This window comes from Streptomyces sp. AgN23 (assembly GCF_001598115.1).
Classification (GTDB): Bacteria; Actinomycetota; Actinomycetes; order Streptomycetales; family Streptomycetaceae; genus Streptomyces; species Streptomyces antimycoticus.
Window position 1 is genome coordinate 9,102,985 of the sequence record NZ_CP007153.1, and the last position, 15,493, is coordinate 9,118,477.

12 protein-coding genes are annotated in these 15,493 nt (G+C 71.3%); 7 read left to right on the plus strand and 5 right to left on the minus strand.

Going from position 1 to position 15,493, the window contains the following annotated elements; genetic code table 11:
- Positions 1-73 precede the first annotated feature (73 nt).
- Positions 74-628, minus strand: coding sequence for a GNAT family N-acetyltransferase (locus AS97_RS39530; protein ID WP_236669517.1), 555 nt, complete (start codon positions 626-628; stop codon positions 74-76).
- Positions 629-1,065: 437 nt separating this feature from the next.
- Positions 1,066-2,553, minus strand: coding sequence for an MFS transporter (locus AS97_RS39535; RefSeq protein ID WP_059146099.1), 1,488 nt, complete (start codon positions 2,551-2,553; stop codon positions 1,066-1,068).
- A gap of 83 nt (positions 2,554-2,636) precedes the next feature.
- On the opposite strand from AS97_RS39535, the gene AS97_RS47935 reads away from it, so the two are divergent.
- Positions 2,637-2,993, plus strand: a complete 357-nt coding sequence (locus tag AS97_RS47935; RefSeq protein ID WP_247204859.1) for an AMP-binding protein — start codon at positions 2,637-2,639, stop codon at positions 2,991-2,993.
- A 42-nt stretch (positions 2,994-3,035) separates the two neighbouring features.
- On the plus strand, positions 3,036-3,701 hold the full coding sequence (locus AS97_RS39545; RefSeq protein WP_086705917.1) for a TetR/AcrR family transcriptional regulator C-terminal domain-containing protein: 666 nt from the start codon (positions 3,036-3,038) through the stop codon (positions 3,699-3,701).
- A gap of 57 nt (positions 3,702-3,758) precedes the next feature.
- Here AS97_RS39545 and AS97_RS39550 read toward each other — a convergent pair whose 3' ends face one another.
- Positions 3,759-6,320 carry a PA14 domain-containing protein gene (locus AS97_RS39550; RefSeq protein WP_236669516.1) on the minus strand — a complete coding sequence of 854 codons (2,562 nt, stop codon included), beginning with the start codon at positions 6,318-6,320 and terminating at the stop codon, positions 3,759-3,761.
- Between the two features lie 252 nt (positions 6,321-6,572).
- On the opposite strand from AS97_RS39550, the gene AS97_RS39555 reads away from it, so the two are divergent.
- The 3 genes from AS97_RS39555 to AS97_RS39565 all read left to right on the plus strand — a co-directional run bounded on the left by AS97_RS39555 (position 6,573) and on the right by AS97_RS39565 (position 10,538).
- Entirely contained in the window at positions 6,573-7,316 is a 744-nt protein-coding gene (locus tag AS97_RS39555) for an SDR family oxidoreductase (RefSeq protein WP_059146095.1), read from the plus strand.
- A 268-nt stretch (positions 7,317-7,584) separates the two neighbouring features.
- Positions 7,585-8,040, plus strand: coding sequence for a lamin tail domain-containing protein (locus AS97_RS39560; protein WP_086705915.1), 456 nt, complete (start codon positions 7,585-7,587; stop codon positions 8,038-8,040).
- 92 nt (positions 8,041-8,132) lie between these two features.
- Entirely contained in the window at positions 8,133-10,538 is a 2,406-nt protein-coding gene (locus AS97_RS39565; protein WP_086705914.1) for a glycosyl hydrolase family 65 protein, read from the plus strand.
- A 190-nt stretch (positions 10,539-10,728) separates the two neighbouring features.
- Here the strand turns inward: AS97_RS39565 and AS97_RS39570 are convergent, their stop codons facing one another.
- Complete coding sequence (locus tag AS97_RS39570) at positions 10,729-12,000, minus strand: SLC13 family permease (protein ID WP_059146092.1); 1,272 nt, start codon at positions 11,998-12,000, stop codon at positions 10,729-10,731.
- A 232-nt stretch (positions 12,001-12,232) separates the two neighbouring features.
- On the opposite strand from AS97_RS39570, the gene AS97_RS39575 reads away from it, so the two are divergent.
- Together AS97_RS39575 and AS97_RS39580 are read left to right on the plus strand one after the other, a co-directional pair.
- On the plus strand, positions 12,233-12,943 hold the full coding sequence (locus AS97_RS39575; RefSeq protein WP_059146091.1) for a FadR/GntR family transcriptional regulator: 711 nt from the start codon (positions 12,233-12,235) through the stop codon (positions 12,941-12,943).
- A 131-nt stretch (positions 12,944-13,074) separates the two neighbouring features.
- The gene (locus AS97_RS39580; protein WP_059146090.1) at positions 13,075-14,268 is read left to right on the plus strand and encodes a S1 family peptidase; all 1,194 of its coding nucleotides are present in this window, start codon (positions 13,075-13,077) and stop codon (positions 14,266-14,268) included.
- Positions 14,269-14,347: 79 nt separating this feature from the next.
- On the opposite strand, the gene AS97_RS39585 is transcribed toward AS97_RS39580, so the two are convergent.
- Positions 14,348-15,352, minus strand: coding sequence for a multicopper oxidase domain-containing protein (locus AS97_RS39585; RefSeq protein ID WP_059146089.1), 1,005 nt, complete (start codon positions 15,350-15,352; stop codon positions 14,348-14,350).
- Positions 15,353-15,493: the final 141 nt, after the last annotated feature.

Consider the following 15,493-nt stretch of genomic DNA (forward strand, 5'->3'; position numbering starts at 1 on the left):
CCGCCTGGAGCGGCCGGGCGGGCGAACGGCGGGGGCCGACGGGCGGGCGTTGGCGGACCGGACTCCGCCGGACCTACAGCCCCTTTTCGAAGGGAAGCGGGCCGATGGTCTCCGGATCGGCCGAGATATCGAACAACGGGGTGTAGCCGGTGGCCAGATACAGCCCGCGCGCCTCTGGCTGGCGGGGCCCGGTGGTGAGGTAGATCCGGCGGTAGCCGCGCTCGGCGGCCGACCGCTCCAACTCCGCCACCACCCGGCGGGCCAGCCCGCGCCGCCGATGGCCCGAGTGCGTCCAGATCCGCTTGAGCTCCGCCGTCCGCCCGTCATACCGCCGGTACGCACCCCCGGCGACCGGCTCTCCGCCCTCCAGCAGCAGAAGCAGCTCCCCGTGCGGCGGGGCGAACTCCTCGGCCGGATAGCGGTTCAGCTCACGGTCGGCCGCCCTGCCGTAGCGGGTGGAGTACTCGTACGCCAACTCGCGCAGCAGCGGCTCGACCCGCGGATCGTCCACGGTCACCCGGGCCACCGTCAGCCGGGGCGGGGGTTCGGCCGCGAAGGCCGCGCCGAGGTGCGGACCGGGCTGCGAGCCGTCGTCGGTGGCGGCGGTGCCGAGGGACTCCACGGACATGGGGTGACCTTTCGGGAAGCGGGAAAGGGGGCAGAGCGGAACACGGGAGAAGCACCCCGGAACCGGAGTGGCGCGGTTCGCGGGTGATGGCGCGTCGGGCGCGGAAGTGGCAGGCGAGGGCCCCGAGAGCAGAAAAATCCGAGATCAGAGGAGTCCGAGAGCAGAGGAGTCCGAGATCAAAAGAGGGCGGCCGGTGGGACGGCCCGCTGCCGGGTCAGCCGGAACAGGAGGCGGACCACACCCGACCGAAGTCGATGTGGTCGCGTGTGACCAGGGGCAGCTCAGTCCTCACCCGCAACATTCAGCCCCGCACGGGCCCGTTCCGTCAACCGCTGTCCACATGATGGCCCGTATGCGCTCCCGCCACGACAAAGCCGCCCGTATCCCCCTTCCGCCACGCGGGCCGGGGGTACAGGCGGCTGTCGTAGGCCCTCGGTTCAGCGGCCCGCCACCGGCTGCGGTGTGCCGGACCGCTCCGATGGGGCCGTGGTGAGCCGGCCCGGCCCGCGGCCCGGCAGCAGCGAGGCGACCGCGAGCGCCACCAGCGCGGCACCTCCGCCGATCACGAAGGCGGTGCGGAAGCCGTTCAGGGACGGGAGCTCGGTGGGCCCGAACGCGGTGGTCATATGGGCCAGGACGACGCCCACCACCGCACTGGCGGTCGAGGTGCCGATGGACCGCATCAGGGTGTTGAGGCCGTTGGCCGCGCCCGTCTCGGACACCGGCACCGCCGACATGATCAGCGCGGGCATGGCGGAGTAGGCGAGTCCGATCCCGGCGCCGATCACACACGAGATGATCACGACCTGCCATGCGGCGTCCATCAGGAAGACACCCATGCCGTACCCGGCGGCGATCACCCCCGCGCCGAGCATCAGCGACACCTTGGGGCCCCAGGTGGCAGTGATCCGCGCCGACAGCGGTGAGATGGCCATCATCACCAGACCGGACGGGCCCAGGCACAGACCGGCGGTCATCATCGACTGGCCCAGTCCGTACCCCGTCGCCTCGGGCATCTGCAGCAGCTGCGGCAGCACCAGCGACATCCCGAACATCGCGAAGCCGATGACGATGGAGGCCAGATTGGTCAGCAGCACCTGACGCCGGACGGTGGTGCGCAGATCCACCAGCGGCCCGGTCACCCGCAGCTCCCACCGGCTCCACAGCAGCAGCACGACCACCGCCGCGCCGAACAGTCCGGTGGTGGTCGCGCTGCCCCAGCCCCAGTCGGCGCCCTTGGAGATGGCCAGCAGCAGACAGAGCAGCCCGGCCGACAGCCCGATGGCGCCCACCAGGTCGAACCGCCCGCCGCCGCGTACCGGGGACTCCGGTACGAGCGCCAGCACCAGCGCGATCACCACCACGCCCAGGCTCGCCGATACCCAGAACAGCACATGCCAGTCGGCGTGTTCGGCCAGCGCCGCAGCGCCGGGCAGACCGAGGGCGCCGCCGACGCCCAGCGAGGAGCTCATCAGGGCCATCGCCGAGCCGAGCCGTTCGGCGGGCAACTCGTCCCGCATGATGCTGATGCCCAGCGGGATCACACCCGCGGAGAAGCCCTGGAGCGCCCGGCCGACGATCATGGGCGCGAGCGCGTCGGAGAGCGCGCACACCACCGATCCGACCACCAGCATCGTCAGGCTGAGCAGCAGCGTCCGCCGCTTGCCGTACATATCGCCGAGCCGGCCCAGTACGGGGGTGGCCACGGCGCCGGCGAGCAGGGTGGCGGTGATCGCCCAGGAGGCGTCCGAGGCCGAGGTGTGCAGCAGTCCCGGGAGATCCGGGATCAGCGGCACCACGAGGGTCTGCATCAGGGAGACGACGATTCCGCCGAACGCCAGGACGGCGACCACCGCTCCGGAGCGCGGCGGGTGGGCGGCCGGCGCCGCTTCGGGGGCATCGGGGGTCGGAGGTAAGGAAGTCACGGTGGTCCTTCGTCGGGGCACGGCCGATCCACGTCAGGTGCCGCAGCAGTGTCGCATAAATTTGTGTAACTGGTACGTCAAATATAGCCGCCGCTCTCGCCCGTCGGCTCGGCCGCCACGCCGCGGTAGCTCTCCCGCAGTTCACGCTTGAGGATCTGTACAACCTCTACGGGCAGACCGAGATGTCCCCGATCGCGACCGTGCCGGGCCCGGCCGACCAGGAGCGCGAGGCCGGTTCGGCGGGGCGGCCCGCGCTGAACGTCGAGACCCGGGTGGCCGTGGCGACGGGGCGCACGATGTCCACGGGCAGGTCGGATGCGGTCATCGTCAGGTCTCCCGGGGGGCTCGGACGGGCTGGACGGGTCGTCACGCCGGCACGGCGCGCGGCGGCGTTCAAGGCGGCGGACGGCCACGAGCGGCACCCGAGCCGACTTGCGTAGCCTTGGGGCCTGGCACGACGGGGGCGAGCGAAAGGACACCGGATGGCCGGGACCGCGGAGGGGACCGTCCGCAGGGGACGGGGGCGCCCGCCCCGCCTGTCGCGCGAGCAGATCGTCCGCAGCGCCGCCGAGCTGGCGCTCCGCGAGCCGGAGGTAGCGCTGACCGTCAAGAGGGTCGCCGAGGCGGTCGGCTCCGCCCCCATGGCGCTCTACCGCTACTTCCCCGATCGCGACGATCTCCTCCAGGCCGTGGCCGACCGGGTCCTGGCCGAGACCCAGCACAAGGATCCGCCGGGGGAGACCTGGCAGGAGCGGCTGCGCGCCTGGATGCACAGCAGTCGCGACTATCTGCTGCCCCACCGCCAGTTGCTCCCCTATATGGCCGCCACCCAGCAGCCCGCCCGGATCTCCTCCCTGGTGACCCTGACCCGGATGCTGCGCCCCCTGCGGCTGACCGAGGACGATCTCGCGCTGGCGGTGACCCTCATCGGCTCCACCGTCATCGGCCACGCGGTCTACGAGACCCACCGCGGCCCCGTCTCCGCCCGCAAACTGGACGCCCTGAGCGAGGCGCTGGCCCGCTACCCCCAGGAGGAGCGGGAAGTGGTCGCCCCGCTGCTGTCGAGGCTGCCGCGGGCGCAGAGCAGGCTGTACGACGTGGTGGTGGACCGTACGGTCGCCGCCATCGAGGCGCTGGCGACGGAATGACCCGCCCCGGGGCTGCCGCGCCCCGGAGCGGGTCACCACCCTGTCCGAGCAGTGTGCCTACGTGGTGCACTCCATGGACGCCGGGTTCGCCGCGTCGCGGATCAGTGCCTGATGGGCCCGGCGCAGCCGCTCCACATCGGGCTTGACCTCCTTGCGGTCATAGGTGAGCAGCCCGTTCAGCTCGCCCTCCACATCCGTGATCTGGGTGTAGACGGCCCCGCTGCTGCCGTTGCACGCGACCAGCTCGCGCACCTTGTCCAGCAGCTTCAGGTACTCCTCGGTGTACTGGTCCTTGTCCACGCCGACATAGGTGTGCTGCACGGGCCAGGCGTGTCCCGGTATGGCCAGGCCCAGGCCGCCGTACTCACCCGTGACGCCCGCCCGTGAGGCGTCGGGGCGCGGATCGCCCGGTCCTGGATAGGCGTGGATATCGGCGAGGTCGCCGTTGCCGGTGTCGTTCCAGCCGCTGGCGCCGTCGATGAGCCGGGTGGGGTCCCAGCCCTTGGCGAGCTCGGGCACCTTCGGGCCGCCGTACTGGCCCCAGCTCTCGTTGAAGGTGACCCAGATGGCGATCGACGGACTGCTGATGTGCTGGTCGATCATCCGCTTCATCTCGTGCTCGTACTGCGCCTGCGCCTTCTCGGACGGGGCGACCGTGTTCATGGCGGGCATGTCCTGCCACACCATCAGGCCCAGCCGGTCGGCCCAGTAGTACCAGCGGTCGGGCTCGACCTTGATGTGCTTGCGCACCGAGTTGAAGCCCATGCGCTTATGCATCTTCAGGTCGTACGCGAGGGCCTCGTCGGTCGGCGCGGTGTGCAGTCCGTCGGGCCAGAACCCCTGGTCGAGGGTGGCCATGGAGAAGATCGGCTTCCCGTTGAGCACCGTGCGCTGCTTGCCGTCCACCTCCTTGACGGCGATGCTCCGCATGCCGAAGTAGCTCTCCACCCGGTCCGCCGAGGCGCCCCGGCCGACCGTGACCTTCAGCTGGTACAGATGCGGATCGTCGGGGGACCACAGATGCGGCGAGGGCACGGGGACGGTCAGCGGCTTCCCGGTGCGCCCGGTGGCGGTGCCGACCACGCGCCGTCCGTCGTAGGCGGTCGCGGTGACCGGGACGCCGTCGCGCACCCCGCGGACCTCGGTGGTGAGGGCCTTGCCGGGGACGTCCGGGGTCAGCTTGAGGGTGTCCACGTGGTCGGCGGCGACCGGCTCCATCCAGACGGTCTGCCAGATGCCGGAGGAGGGGGTGTAGAAGATGCCGCTGGGGTCCAGACGCTGCTTGCCCATCGGCGGGTTCTCGCCGTCGGCCGCGTCGGTCGGGTCGTAGACGCCGACGATCAGTTCCTGGGTGCGGCCCGGCCGCAGGGCGTCGGTGACATCGGCGCTGAACCGGTCGTAGCCGCCCCGGTGGTCGGCCACCCGGGTGCCGTTCACATACACCTCGGCCTGCCAGTCGACGGCGTCGAAGTTCAGCCGCAACCGCCTTCCGTCGCCGACCTTCCAGTCGGCCGGCACGGTGAACGTCCGCCGGTACCACATGCGGTCCTCATGGCGCTCCACGCCGGAGAGCTTGGACTCCACCGGGTACGGCACCAGGATCCGCTCCCCCAGCCGCTGCCCGACGGGGGGCTTCTCCCCCTCCTTCGCGGCGGCGAACTGCCAGCTCCCGTTGAGGTTCCGCCACTGATCGCGGGTCAGCTGAGGGCGCGGGTACTCGGGGTGCGCGTTGTCGGGCCCGACGTCCTTGGCCCAGGGGGTGCTCAGCTGATACGTCGACGTGTTGCCGCCGAACGACACATACGGCTCGATGGCGCCGTCGCCGTCCTCCAGCCCGCCCTCGCCGTCGTAGCGCACAACGGCCTCGCCGCCGCGGCCGACCACCGGCTCCTTCAGGGCGAGCAGCAGCCGGGACGGGTCGGAAGCGTCCAGCCGGGCGCGCCCGAGCGGCCAGGCCGCTCCGCCGATGACGGCGGTCAGATGCGACGTCAGGTCGGCCGGGGGAGTGGTCAGGGGCTGGGCGAAGTCCAGCAGCAGAGTGCGGCCGTCGGGCTGGACGGCGCTGGTCAGGGGGCCGTCGTAGGTGAAGTCGGCGGGCAGCCGGAAGGCGGACGCGGGCACGGGCGCCTTGGCCGCGCCCGGCGGGGTCCAGGACAGGTGGAGGTTGGAGCCGCCGTAGTGCTCGAAGTACTCGACCTTGATGTCATACGCCTTGCCCGCGGTGAGCTCGACGGGCTGGGAGGTCTGCTCCTTGTCCCAGTCGTCCACCCAGTGGTCGATGACCGGTTTGCCGTCGATCCACAGCCGGAAGCCGTTGTCGCCGGTGATCGAGAAGGTGTGCGCACCGGAGCGCTCCGGTGTGATCTGGCCGGTCCAGCGGACGCTGACGTCGTCGGACCGTCCGGTGGTCGCCTGCAGCCGCGGATCCAGATTGTCGAAGTCCAGGGCGGTGTCGAGGCTGGTGGCCTTCAGCTCATGGAAGTCGAAGGCCCCCGGGGCGGACTGGAGGTAGTAGTCGCCGCGGAGGCCCTGGACGACCGGGGAGCCGTCGGAGGGGGTGTCGGCCGCGGCCGGGCCTGGACCGGTCAGCAGACCGAGCGCGCCAAGCGCCAAGGCCACGGTCGCGACCACGGATCTGGCGAAAGATGAACGAAAACGCACATGTCCTCCTTGCTGGAACAGCTACTGAGGCTGTTGCTGGGACAAGTGGGGCGCCGCCATTGCGCCATCTCCAACAGAACCTGTCAATAGTGAACGCAAGGCAACAGCCTGCCTGTTGGGTACTGAGCCTTGACGGGAATGCGCTTTCTCCCTAGCGTGCGGTTCATAGATGTGACTGGCATTCAATAAGCTGCACGGAGGGAGCCCGTGATGGGGCGACGGATCGTGGTGTCGGGCGGCGGTACCGGCATAGGACTGGCGGCCGCGGAGACCTTCGCCGCCGAAGGGGACCGGGTGGTCATCCTCGGGCGCCGCGCCGAGGTGCTGCGCACCGCGGCGGACAAGCTCAATGCCGCCTACGGCCCCGGCCTGGTCACCTGGACCAGTGCGGACCTCAGCGACCCCGAGCAGACCCGGCGCGCCGCCGAGTTCATCGCGGCGGACGGTGGGGTGGACGTCGTCGTCACCAACGCCGGAGGCAATGTCGCGGCCTCCAACGACGGCACCCTGGAGGGCATCGCCGACCAGTACCAGCGGAACTTCGCGGCCAACGTGCTGACCGCCGTACTGCTCACCGAGGCGCTGCTGCCCCACCTCACCCGGCCCGGCGGCCGGATCGTCCATCTGTCCTCGGTCGCGGCGCTGCGCGGCCCCGGATCGTACGGCGGCACCAAGGCCGCGCTGCACACCTACACCTTCGAGCTGGCCAAGCGGCTCGGCCCGGAGGGCGTCACCGCCAACGCGGTGGCCCCCGGCTATGTCGAGGACACCGAATTCTTCGGCGAGCGCGGCACGCCCGAGTTCATCGCCCAGCAGATCGGGCAGACGCTCACCGGGCAGCCCGGGACGCCCGTCGAGATCGCGGCCGCCATCCGCTATCTGGCCTCCCCGGAGGCGGCGTACGTCACCGGCCAGGTCCTGCACATCAACGGCGGTGCGCAGTTCGGCCGCTGACGCCGTCTCACCCCCCGGCGGCCCCGGGCCGGATAGAGCCGTGGACCGGTTCCGCGCTAGGGCCGTACGGCCCTGGAGCAAGGGCCGCGCAGCCCTGCCGCCGCGTTCAGCCGTGGTCCACTCTGGTCCTCCACACAGGTGGGGGGAAGACGGACGGACGGCCGCGCCGAAGGAGTCAGCTCGCTGACTCCAAACCATCTTCGGGCGCGGCCGCCCGTCCGTCCTGCGTTACCACTGCTTCACCATGCACGACGCAAGGGGGGACCTCATGTCCGCATACACCGCCCGCATCGGCGCGGCGCTCGCCGCCGGCTGCGCGCTCGCCCTGCTGTACCCGGCGACGCCCGCCGGTGCCGCGGGCTCCGTACACCTTTCCAAGATCTACTACGACTCGCCCGGCACGGACAACCGGAGCACCTCCAGCCTCAACGGCGAGTACGTACAGATCAAGAACTCCACCTCGCGCGGGGTCAGCCTCAAGGGCTGGGTGCTGGTCGACGCGAGCAACCACAAGTACACCTTCCCGAGCTACACCCTCGGCGCGGGCAAGACCGTGACCGTCCGGACCGGCATCGGATCCGACACCTCGGCCACCAAGTACCAGGACCGCCGGGCGTACGTCTGGAACAACGACGCGGACAAGGCCACCCTCCGCAAGACCGGCGGCTCCACGGTCGACACCTGCTCGTACAACAGCAGCCGGGTCGACTACAAGATCTGCTGAGCGCCCGCCGCGCGGGGGCGCGGCGCAGCCGGTGAAGTCCCGCGGCCTCGATGACAATGGGGGTGTCGAGGGAGGAGAGCCGGTGAGCGGCCGTGGCGGACTGGGTGTGGGAGTACGAGGGCTATGAGCCCGGCGAGGAGCGGCTGCGCGAGTCGCTGTGCACGCTCGGCAACGGCTATCTCGCCACCCGGGGCGCGGCCTCCGAGGCGGTCGCCGATGCGATGCACTACCCGGGCACCTATGTGGCGGGCTGCTACAACCGGCTGACGTCGGTGATCGGCGGACGGCGGGTCCAGAACGAGGACCTGGTCAACCTGCCGAACTGGCTCCCGCTGCGCTACCGCGTCCACGACCCGGAGCGGCCCGCCGGCACCGGCGGCTGGCTCACCCCCGACGGGGACGAGCTGACCGGCTATCGGCAGACCCTCGACCTCCGGCACGGCACCCTCCTGCGGCGGCTGCGGTACACCGACCGGCACGGCCGGGTGCTCCACGTCGACCAGGAGCGGCTCGTCCACATGGGCGATCCGCACCTGGCGGCGATGCGCGTCACCTTCCGGGCCGAGGGCTGGTCCGGCACCGTCGAGCTGGAGTCGGGGCTCGACAGTGCCGTGGCCAACACCGGCGTGGCCCGCTACGCCGCGCTGGCCGGCCGCCATCTCATCGACCGTCGCACCGGCGCCGCGGGCCCCGACACCGTCTGGCTGAGCTGCCGCACCACCACCTCCGAGGTGCGCGTGGCCATGGCCGCGCGCACCCGGGCCGTCGGCGGCGCGCCCACCGGCAGCGGGCAGCGGCTCACCGAGAGCGCGGTGCTGCGCACCCTGACCGTGCCGGTAGCGCCGGACGCACCGGTCACCGTGGAGAAAACCGTGGCGGTGTACACCTCCAAGGACCCCGCGATGAGCGATCCGACCCAGGCCGCCCTCGACGGAGTGGCCCGGGCACCGGAGTTCGGGAAGCTACTCGCCTCCCACCACACCGCATGGGAACACCTGTGGCGCGAGGCGGCGTTGGAGGTCCCGGGCGAGGCGGGCCACGTCCTTCGGCTGCACCTGTTCCACATCCTGCAGACGCTCTCGCCGCACACCGCGGAGCTGGACGTGGGCGTCCCGGCCCGCGGCCTCCACGGCGAGGCGTACCGCGGCCATGTCTTCTGGGACGAGCTCTTCGTGCTGTCGTATCTGAACCTCCACTTCCCCGAGGTGTCCCGGGCCCTGCTGCACTACCGCCACCGGCGGCTGCCCCAGGCGTGCCGCGCCGCCGCGGACGCCGGGCGGGCCGGGGCGATGTATCCGTGGCAGAGCGGTGGCGACGGGCGTGAGGAGACCCAGACGCTGCATCTGAACCCGCGCTCCGGCCGCTGGCTGCCGGACCACTCCCGGCTGCAGCACCATGTGGGCTCGGCGGTGGCGTACAACGTGTGGCAGTACTGCCAGGCCAGCGGCGACACCGACTTCCTGTACACCAAGGGTGCGGAGATGCTGGTGCAGATCGCCCGCTTCTGGGCGGACACCGCCGTGCTGGATCCGGACCACGCGCGGTACCGCATCCGTGGGGTGGTCGGGCCCGATGAGTACCACGACGGCTATCCCGGCACCGACCGCCCCGGGATCGACGACAACGCGTACACCAACGTCACCGCCGCCTGGGTGCTCGACCGGGCCCTGGAGCTGGCCCGCACCCTGCCCGAGCCGCGCCGCCGCGAGCTGTTCGAGCGGGTGGGCCTGGACCGCGCCGAGCCGGAGCGCTGGGAGGACGTCTCGCGGCGGCTGCTGGTCCCCTTCCACCGGGGCGTCATCAGCCAGTTCGAGGGCTACGGGGAGCTGGCCGAACTCGACTGGGACGGCTACCGCGCCCGCTACGGCGACATCCGCCGGCTGGACCGGATCCTGGAGTCCGAGGGCGACTCCGTCAACCGCTATCAGGCATCCAAACAGGCCGACGCGCTGATGCTCGGCTATCTCTTCGCCCCCGCCGAGCTGGCGGGCCTCTTCCGGCGGCTCGGCTACGCCCTGGACGACGACGTCTGGGGAGCCACCGTGGCCTACTACCTGCCCCGGACCAGCCACGGCTCGACCCTCAGCGAGCTGGTGCACGGCTGGGTGCTGGTGCGGGCGCGCCGGGCCGAGGCATGGCGGCACTGCCAGGAGGCGCTGCTCGGCGACGTGGCGGACGTCCAGGGCGGCACCACCGGCGAGGGCATCCACCTCGGCGCCATGGGCGGCACCCTCGATCTGGTGCAGCGCGGCCTGACCGGGCTGGAGACCCGCGAGGACGCGTTGTGGCTGGACCCGGTGCCGCTCCCCGAGCTGTCGGAGTACCGCTTCTCGGTGCGCTATCGCGGCCACTGGGGGGTCGCCCTGCGGGTGCGGGCCGGGAGGCTGTGGATCAGTGTGCCGGACTCGGAGGAGTCCCCGATCGAGGTGCGGCTCGCCGACCGCTCGCTGAGCGTCGCCCCGGGGGAATCCCGCTGGGTTCCGCTGCCGCCCGGCTGAACCAGCGGGCTGGACCGGTGGGCTGGACCGGTGGGCTGGGCCCGTCGGCTGGACCCGTCGGCTGGAGCCGCGGGCTGCGACGGGACCCGTTGGCTGGACCGGTGGGCTGGAGCCGCGGGCTGACCCGCCGACTGGCCCCGTCGGCTGGAGCCGCGGGCTGAACCCTGGGTGGGATTCCCCGTCGGCCCGCTCAGCCGAGGCCGGGGACCACCAAGGCCAGCCAGACGACCGGGGGCACCGCGACCACCATGATCCCGCCGTAGACCATCAACTGCCGGAAGAACCGGTCCCGGTCCACATCCGGCGCGTTGGCCAGCACCAGCGCCCCGTTGGTCGAGAAGGGGCTGACGTCGACGACGGTCGCCGACACCGCGAGGGCCGCGATCATCCCCACCGCGCCGATGTCGCCCTGGGCCAGGAAGGGAACGGCGAGCGGGATCAGCGCGCCCATGATGCCCACCGAGGAGGCGAAGGCGGAGACGATCGCGCCGATGTAGCAGAGCAGCAGGGCGGCGAGCAGCGGAATCCCGATGTCGCTGACCGCCTTGCCCGCGTAGTCGATGGTGCCCATCTCGTCCAGCACCCCGACATAGGTGAGCACACCGCAGATCAGCAGCACGGTGGGCCAGGTGACCTCGTTCACGGCCTTCTTGCCGTGGTCCGGCCAGAAGACGCTCAGAGCCACGGCGAGGGTGATCGAGGTGAGCCCGGCGTCCAGGTCGAAGGCGAGCACCGCGACCACCAGCACCACCAGCGCGCTCAGCGTGGCGATACGCGCCGGGGTGAGACGGCCCTCCGCGTCGGCCGGTGCCTCCCCGGCCCCGTCCGCCCGCTCCTCGCCGGCGGCGACGGCGGTCCTGGGGAGCTTCAGCCCGCCGCAGGCGACGAAGACGACGGCGGCGATGATCAGGTTGACCACCAGGCTCGCGAGGAACAGCGTGACCTCGTTGCCGGGCAGCTTCTCCCGGTCCACGATGCCGTTGACGATCGAGCCGTAGATGCTGATGGGGGAGAAGCCGCCGCCCTGGGCGCCGTGCACCACCATGGCCCCCATCAGCAGCGGGCTGATGCGGTACCGCGCGGCGAAGGAGAGCGCGAGAGGGGCGACGATCGCGACTGCCGCCGGACTCACCGCCCCGATCGCGGTCAGCACCCCGCTGATCGCGAACATCACCCAGGGGATCAGCGCGACCCGCCCGCCCACCATCCGGATCGAGGCGTGCACCAGCCAGTCGGTGGTGCCGTTCGCCCGGGCGAGGGCGAAGAGATACGTCACCCCGACCAGGACCACGAACAGATCGCCCGGGAACCCGGCGAAGATGTGGTCCGCGCTGAAGTCGGCGACCAGCTCGCCCACGCCGAAGGCGGCGGCGAAGGACAGGGCGCCCATGTTGATCGAACGAGTGGTGGCGATGACGAAGACCACCACCAGCACGAGTATCGAGATCAATTCGTCGGACATCGACGGCTCCCGTCACGGGGACCCGGTCGGCGGACCGGGGACGGTCGGGCCAAGTGGCCTGCTGGCTGACTCACGTTGGGGGCCGGGTGGTTCAGCAGTCAAGACATCGGTGGCAGATTGGCTCAGCCAATTGACCAATGCTCCATCGGTCCGTCAGACCACCGCACCATCCCTCCACCCAGTGCTACGCTGCGAATCGGGGCCATCACAAACCGCGATGGGGGGAGCCCGTATGGCCGGGGATCCGCTGCGCCCGATGAACCGTCAGCGTCTGTACGAGCAAGTGCTGGAGAGGCTGCGCGCCTACGTCGAGGAGGGCGGGCTGCGCGCGGGCGACCGGCTGCCGACCGAGCGCGAGCTGGCCCAGCGCCTCGGCATCAGCCGCGCCTCCGTCAAACAGGCCATCGTCGTCCTCGAGGTACAGGGGCTGGTCGAGGTGCGCCAGGGCGGCGGTATGTGCCTGCTGCGCGACAGCCTCGACACCGAGCCCGTCGAGCGGCTGGTGGAGCGCCGCCGCAGGCTGCCCGATGTGCTCGACGCCCGCGAGGCGTTGGAGACCAAGCTGGCCGAACTCGCCGCCGAGCGCCGCACCGACGACGACCTCATGGCCCTCCAGCAGGCCCTGATCTGGATGGAGGACGAGATCGAGTCCGGGCGCCACGGTGTCGAGGGCGACCGCCGTTTCCACGCCGCCGTCACCGCGGCCGCGCACAGCCCGCTGCTCGGCGAGTTCATGCGCTCGATCGCCGACCAGATCGCCGAGAGCCGCGAGGAGTCGCTGCGCCAGCCCGGCCGCCCCAGGCGTTCGCTCGGCCAGCACCAGAGCATCCTGGACGCCATCGCCGAGCGCCGCCCCAAGGCCGCCGCCGCGGCCATGCGCCGCCATGTGCGTACCGTCGCCCAAGTGCGGCTGCTCAACTGGAATCCGGACGACGGCACCTGAGCCCACCGCGGCATCCGTTTCCGAGTGTGACCGATCACGGTCTTGGTCTGGACTTTCCCCCGTGGCTCGCTAGGCTCGGCGCGATCGACCCGTGAAAGCGCTCTCACCTGCCGAACCGAAGGGGAACTTCCATGAGACGGAAGCCCGTTGTCCGTGCCGGACTGTCCGCACTCCTCGTCCTCGGTGCCCTCTCGGGCGCCGGCGGGGCCTTCTCGACCGCCGCCGCGGCATCCGGCGCCGACGCCCCCGCGGCGAAGCCCGCCGCCGCGTCGGCGCCGTCCGCCACCCTCGTCCGCGCGCTCGGCCGGGACCTCGGCCTGACCGCGGACCAGGCGCGCGAGCGGCTGGCCCAGGAGGCCGCCGCCATGAAGCTGGCACCCAAGGCCGAGCGCGCCGCGGGCGCCTCCTACGGCGGCTCCTGGTTCGATGCGAGCAGCGGAAAGCTGGTCGTCGGCGTCACCAGCGCCCAGCGGACCGCACCGGTACGGGCCACGGGCGCCACCACCCGGATCGTGAAGCACAGCGCCGACGCGCTCGACGCGGCCAAGGCGCGCCTCGATGACAAGGCCCGTAAGAAGGCCGCCCCGGCCGGGGTGAGCAGCTGGAGCGCCGACCCCCGCGCGGGCGGCGTCGTCGTCAAGGTCCGCGAGGGCAGGGAGAGCGACGCCGCCGTGCGCGCCTTCCTCCGCGAGGCCGAGCGCTCGTCCTCGGTCCCGGTCACCGTCGAGAAGGCCCCCGCCCAGGCGCCGACGACCTTCGCCGCCGGTACGGTCGGCGGCGACCCGTACTACACCGGCAACGTCCGCTGCTCCATAGGCTTCTCGGTCCAGGGCGGCTTCGTCACCGCCGGACACTGCGGAAAGGCCGGGGGCTCCGTCAGCGGCTGGGACGGCTCGTACATCGGCAACTTCCAGGGCTCCTCCTTCCCCGGCAACGACTACGCCTACGTCAGCGTCGGCAGCGGCTGGTGGACCGTGCCGGTGGTGCTCGGCTGGGGTACCGTTCCCGACCAGCTGGTCCGCGGCTCCGCCGAGGCACCGATCGGCGCCTCCATCTGCCGTTCCGGTTCCACCACCCACTGGCACTGCGGCAAGGTCCTGGCCAAGAACGAGACCGTGAACTACAGCCAGGGCGCCGTGTACCAGATGACCAAGACCAGTGTGTGCGCCGAGGGCGGCGACTCCGGCGGCTCGTTCATCAGCGGCGACCAGGCCCAGGGCGTGACCTCGGGCGGCTGGGGCAACTGCTCCAGCGGCGGCGAGACCTGGTACCAGCCGATCAACGAGATCCTGTCGGTGTACGGCCTGCGGCTGCACACCGCCTGACGGGGCGATACGGCGGCAATACGGCGACAGGGCGACGGGGCGGGCCCGGCGGCCCGCCCCGTCGCAATCGTTTCCGCGCCTATCCGTGCTGGTGTGCGGACAGCCCGTGCGGGTCGTGGCCGGGGATGGTGCCATCGGCCTTGGCGACCAGGAACAGCCCGGCCATGCCCATGTCGGAGTGGCTCTGGACATGGCAGTGATACATCCAGGCGCCGGCGCCGACGTTCTCCCCGGCGATCACCTGGAAGCCGAAGGAGTCGGCTGGCCCGGTGATCTTGTTGTCGATGACCCGGCTCACATCGTCCGGGCCTGCCAGCAGCCCGGTGCGGTTGTCCGCCCAGCGGTGCCCGTGCATATGGAAGGTGTGGTAGTACTCGCCGTGCGTGATCATGATGATCTCGACACGGTCGCCCACCGTCGCCCGGAACTCGGGCGCTTCATGCCCTGCCTTGTTGTTGATCGTCATGTCGTTGAAGACGATGGTGAACTGCTTGTCCGGCAGGATGTCGCCCGCCCGCCGCACCACCACGGGGCCGTACAGCCCCTTCCGGAGGCCGCCGGTGCCGTGCGGGGTGCCCACCGCGTGGTCGTGGTAGTGCCAGTAGCCCGCGCTGCCCGGCCGCCAGGTGCCGTCGGCGCGCTTGCCCGGGGCGTGGGTGCGCCAGGTGTAGGTGCGGGTGCCGCCCGGCTCCACGGCGCTGCGGTTGAGCTGGGTGCCGTCGCTGGCCACGTCGTAGTCCAGGCCGTGCACATGGAGGCTGGCCGTGACGTCCATGGTGTTCTCGAACTCGATGTGCAGGGTGTCGCCCTCGGTCAGCTCGATCAGCGGACCGGGGATGGTGGCCTTGCCCTTCTCGAGCCCATAGCCCATCTGGCCGTCCGGCAGTTTCTCGGCGTAGAGCTTGAGATGGCGGACCGCCCCGCCCGCGGTCGCCGTCCGGACCGCGCCGGACGGGGACTTCGGCGCCTTCGCGGCGGCGGAGGTGGTGAGGGCCAGCGGTCCGACGGCCGCGGCGGCCGCGCCGCCGGTGAAGAGCCGTCTGCTGAGACCGCGTCTGGAGGTGATGCCGGGTGCGTCGCTCATCGTTCTCCCAAATCGCTGTGGATCCCCTGCCGTTGACGATGCGCAGATGCCCCGGGGTGCTTTCACGGTAGCCGGGGGCGGCCCGTTCATCCACACTCAGGACAAAGTTCGTTGAGTTGCGGTCATAGCTATTGGCGGGTT